This window comes from Aeromonas sp. QDB23 (genome assembly GCF_027707745.1).
Classification (GTDB): domain Bacteria; phylum Pseudomonadota; class Gammaproteobacteria; order Enterobacterales; family Aeromonadaceae; genus Aeromonas; species Aeromonas allosaccharophila.
Window position 1 is genome coordinate 1 of the sequence record NZ_JAPCJA010000108.1, and the last position, 4,705, is coordinate 4,705.

At 56.5% G+C, this 4,705-nt stretch carries 3 protein-coding genes; 2 read left to right on the top strand and 1 reads right to left on the bottom strand.

The features are described from left to right. Positions 1 to 206 precede the first annotated feature (206 nt). Positions 207 to 497, top strand: coding sequence for a hypothetical protein (locus PG888_RS22365; RefSeq protein ID WP_182969505.1), 291 nt, complete (start codon positions 207 to 209; stop codon positions 495 to 497). Here PG888_RS22365 and PG888_RS22370 read toward each other — a convergent pair. Continuing rightward, on the bottom strand, positions 471 to 3,917 hold the full coding sequence (locus tag PG888_RS22370) for an ATP-binding protein (RefSeq protein ID WP_232093564.1): 3,447 nt from the start codon (positions 3,915 to 3,917) through the stop codon (positions 471 to 473). The two genes, PG888_RS22365 and PG888_RS22370, sit on opposite strands and share 27 nt — an antisense overlap. A 122-nt stretch (positions 3,918 to 4,039) precedes the next feature. On the opposite strand from PG888_RS22370, the gene PG888_RS22375 reads away from it, so the two are divergent. Further along, a complete protein-coding gene (locus tag PG888_RS22375) occupies positions 4,040 to 4,654 on the top strand; it encodes a response regulator (RefSeq protein WP_182937996.1) in 615 nt (204 codons plus the stop codon). Positions 4,655 to 4,705 lie beyond the last annotated feature (51 nt).

Here is a 4,705-nt window from a genome sequence, read left to right on the forward strand (position 1 = left end):
CCAAAGGGATCAGACTGTAAATCTGACGGCTCTGCCTTCGAAGGTTCGAATCCTTCTCCCTCCACCATCATTCAGAAGACCCGGCCTCGCGCCGGGTTTTCGCTTTGTATACCCCCCCACTCATTTCTGCCCTTGTCAGATCTGACAGTTGCAATTGCATTCAATCTTGCTCATCGTGGCATCATCAATATCAGAGTATTTACATCATGTTTGAAGTCTGGGACGAGCACGGTCATGCTACCGGTCTGACACTGCAGGCGCTCAAAGTCAGAATAAGCAACGACTATCAGGGCGAAGTGATGGTGCGCTACAGCAACAAGCTGGGACTTCCCACGACCCTCTTTCTGACCATCCATCAGGGCGTTGCCTATCAACGCTTCAAAGCTGGCTCGCCAAAACTGGATTGGGAGTGGCTGGCCGGTGCAGGCAATGGTCACAGCCCCCGCGACTTTATGAGTGAACAGTTTCCACTATTTCAGCTCTCCCTCGATAGCTGACTCGCTCTCGCTCAACTGCCGTAACTCACCGATGATGTGCTGCAACCGGGTACGAAATAGGGCCAGTTCGCTCATACAAACCGACGCCCCGAGCTGACGGATCTTCTCTTCCAGTCGCCACGCCTCTTCGGCAAGCTGCGGCACCATCATCATACTGATGGTGCCAGCCTGACGATGTACCCAATTGGCCAATGCCTTGTCATCCTGTGGCTGCTGCGCCATCGCCTGTTCAAGCTCCTGACGAAAGAGCGGAAACATCTGCCGCAATTTGTCACCTTGGCCAAAAAATGCCGCCATGGCAGCGACATCAATCAAGGGGGGCGATGGCAAGATGCGCCACTTCAGCAACATCTGACGCAGCCCGTCCAGCAGCACCGGCTTGCCCAGCAGATCGTCCATGCCCGCGGCAAAACAGCGTTCAGCCTGTTCCGGCAATACATTGGCCGTCATGGCGATGATCAGCAGCCGCTCGCCTTTCTCTGCAGCCCGAATCCTGCGCGTGAATTCATAGCCATCCATCACCGGCATCTGGCAATCACAGAGCACCAGACCATAGGAGTGCTGCTCAACCATCTCGAGAGCCTGCTGGCCGTGCTCCGCCAGATCGCAGCTCAGATCAAGCTGCCTGAGCTGGCGCATCACCAGTGCCTGGTTGAGGGGATTATCCTCCACCAGAAGCACTCGACAAGGCAGCAAGGGCTTGCCCTGCACCTGCTCTTGCAACGATGACGCAGCCACCCCATCCACCCAGGCCAGCTGGCGATAGCAGACTTCCCGCACCGCATGCCAGGTCATGGGGTTGCTGTTGAGCAGATAGCGCCCCGCCTCGTAGCGATAGCCGAGGGGCGATGTCAATGGCAACACACAGATAGCCCCTTCAGGCGCTTGCAGATTGTCACTGAAACGCAACTCGGCGTCGCAGTGCTGCGTGGTGCGCTCAATCCCCAGTGCCTCGAGGTGCAACAGCAGGGTGTGGCACAACTTCTCGTCATGCAGCTCGACAGAAGCCTGCATCCTGTTCAGCCGGGGATCCGGCTCTCGCTGCGCCAGTACCGGCAACATGACCGTCAGGGTGATAAAGGTGCCAAGCCCGGGGGCACTCTCCAGCCGGATCTCCCCCCCCATCAAGCGAGCCAGGGTCTGACAGATACTCAGCCCCAGACCGCTGCCACCATGGCTGCGGGTGGTGGAACTCTCCGCTTGTTCAAAGGCATTGAAGATCCGGCCAAGCGCCTCGGCACTCATACCGATGCCGCTGTCGCGCACGCCGAAGCGCAGTTGCTGTTGCCCCTCCTCCTGCGCCAGCTGTTGCACCGAGATCTCGATAAAGCCCCGCTCGGTGAACTTGATGGCATTGCTGACAAAGTTGAACAGGATCTGGCGCAGACGCAGCGCATCACCGCTTACCCGGGCTGCCACACCGGCATCCGCCCACAGGTAGACGCGCAACCCCTTGCGGTATACCTCGCTCATCGTCATGGTCAGCACGCTGTCGAGCAGCTCCCGGACAAGGAACGGGGCTTGTTCGAGCCGCATTTTGCCCGCCTCCAGCTTGGCGAAGTCGAGCACATTGTCGATCAGTGCATGCAACCCCTGAGCACCGCGGTTGATGATCTCCACCATCTGGCGCTGATCCTGGGTCAGCTCGGTAAAGGTGAGCTGTTCCGCCATGCCGACAATGCCATTCATGGGGGTGCGAATTTCGTGGCTCATGGTGGCCAGAAACTCCCCTTTCTGGCTGGCAGCAGCCTCGGCCTTTGCCTTGGCGGTGGCCAACGCGGCCTCAACCCGCTGGCGGCGGACAATCTCCTGACGCAACCGCCAGTACGCCACCGAGAGTGCGAGGATAAACAGGATGATCCCGGACCCGACGGGGATCAGAGTCCGGATCAATTTTTGCCACGAAATCCCCTCGCTGTAGTTCAATGCCAACCAGCTATTGCGGATCTGCCGTTTCTCCTTGTCGCTCATGCTGGTAAACACCCGATTGATTAAAGGCAACAAGGGGGCATAGGGCTCGCGCACCGCCACGGCCAGCTCATCCTTGAAGGGGGTGGGCGCGGCAATATGAAGCCGGTCATCAAACTGCTCGGCTATGAGGCGAGAAACCACCACCAGATTGCCGATATAGGCATCACCTGCCCCGGCTGCGACACGAGCCATCCCTTCGTTGGCATTGCGGGTCGTGGTCAGCTTGAGATCGGGCACCAGCGCCCTGAGCCGGGGGATCAACATGCTGTCCGTCAGCAGCAGATGTTTGCCAGCCAGATCAGAAATATCCCCGATCGGCAGGCTGCCACGGGCCGTCACCAGCACCATGGGAAATGACGCGAAGGGCTCGCTGCCATGCCAACCCACCAGCTGCTCGATAACCCGGGTTGGCAAGACCGCCAGATCCACATCGTGATGCAGCAACAACTGCTGCAACTCGGGCCAGTTCTCGACGGGCAGCCGATCGTAAGCCAACCCCAGCCTCTCTTGCAGCAAGGCAAGGTAGTCAACCATTAAACCGACCGAATTCCCCTCCTCATCGAGGTAAGAGAAGGGTGCCCAACCTGGGAGTAATCCCAGCTTCAACGGCGGCAGTGTCGAGAGCCAGGCACGCTCATCGGGACGCAACAAGAAATTGCTGTGCCCCATAAAATTGGGGGTCAGGCTCTCCCCCAACCAGCGTTTTTCAAGTGCACTGCGCGCCTCGACCGTCAGCGCCTGAATGGCCGTATCAAGCCGGATAGCAAGGGAGTGCTTCTGGCTGACGACGCCAAGATGCAGGGTTTCCATCAACAAGGGAGACTGGGCAACCACCGCCAACGCCGGGTGATGCTCGATAAACAGATTGGCCACATGGAGGTTGCCGATATAGGCATCTGCCCGCCCTTGCTCGACCGCCTGCAGTGCGCTGCGGGTATCGACAAACAGCCGCGGCGTGACATTCGGGTAGTGCAGTCTGACCAGTTTTTCCGTTATAAACCCCTTCTCGATAGCAATGCTCGAGGACTGCAAGCGACTCACATCACGAAACAGGGCGCTGTCTTGTCGCACCACCACCACAGTCGGCGAGGTGTAGTAAGGCAAGCTATAGGTGACGCACTGGCGCACCTCGGAGTTAAAGGCATCCAGCAGAATATCGACCTTGCCACGGCAGGCATCGGCATACATGGCCTCCCAGTCGGGGTAGACCTGCCAGGCAATCCGGTAGTCCAGCTTTTGGGCTAATTGTTCCATCAATTCAACGCTGAACCCGGCTGCAATCTTGCCATTCCACTGTTGAAAAGGGCCCCACCCTCCGGACACAATGCCCACATTGACAGTGCGCGCAGCAAGGAGCGGCGCCGAAAACGTCACTGGGGTCAAGAAAAAAAACAGTGCAATAATTATGAACCGTTTGATTAATGGCATGGGCGAATAATATATAGGCATAACGATTCACATATATTTTCCAAAAGATAGACGCTCCCTAAAAAATGGGGTGCGCACGGTAGTATAGAAATGTTAGTTTTGATAGCCTGAATATTACTCACCGTTTTATAAGAGGCTCATCCATGTCCTTCAAGATTATTCTTGCCGATGACCATCCCTTGATTCTGACCGGGATCCGCAGCCTGATTGACCAGATAACACCCCATTGTGAAGTGATCGCCGAGGCATATCAGGTATCTGAGTTGCTGAAATCATTGCAACAACATCATTGTGATCTGCTGATCACTGATTTCAGTATGCCTGGAGATACCCGTTGCGATGGCCTGGTCATGATCCAGCAGTTGCGCCGGGATTATCCAAACCTGCCCATTATTGTGCTGACCCAAATCCAGAACAGCGCCATCTTGCAATCCCTTATTCAGGTTGGGGTAAACGGTCTGATACTGAAAAAATCGGTGATCAACGAACTGGCCGATGCCATTCGCCAGATATTACTTGGCCATCGCTATATTGGCCCTGCGGTAAAAATGCTGCTGGCCGATGCCGGTGTATCCTCTCAAGGCAATATAAGTCCGTTGACCCCCAAGGAGTCTGAAGTTGTCCGCCTGCTGGCCAGCGGCATGTCGGTTTCCGAGGTCGCCGACTATCTGCATCGCAGCGTAAAAACCATCAGTACCCAGAAAAAGAGTGCCATGGTGCGGCTGGGTATTACCCAGGGCGGGAGCACACTTTGTTGATATTTTAACCAAAGAATAACTGAGCCCGATAGTCGTCATTCCAGCCGGCTC

What these genes read in the sequence shown, in the direction of transcription:
- PG888_RS22375 (WP_182937996.1), top strand. Translation starts at nt 4,040, where the DNA reads ATGTCCTTCAAGATTATTCTTGCCGATGACCATCCCTTGATTCTGACC.
- PG888_RS22370 (WP_232093564.1), bottom strand. Translation starts at nt 3,917, where the DNA reads ATGCCTATATATTATTCGCCCATGCCATTAATCAAACGGTTCATAATT.
- PG888_RS22365 (WP_182969505.1), top strand. Translation starts at nt 207, where the DNA reads ATGTTTGAAGTCTGGGACGAGCACGGTCATGCTACCGGTCTGACACTG.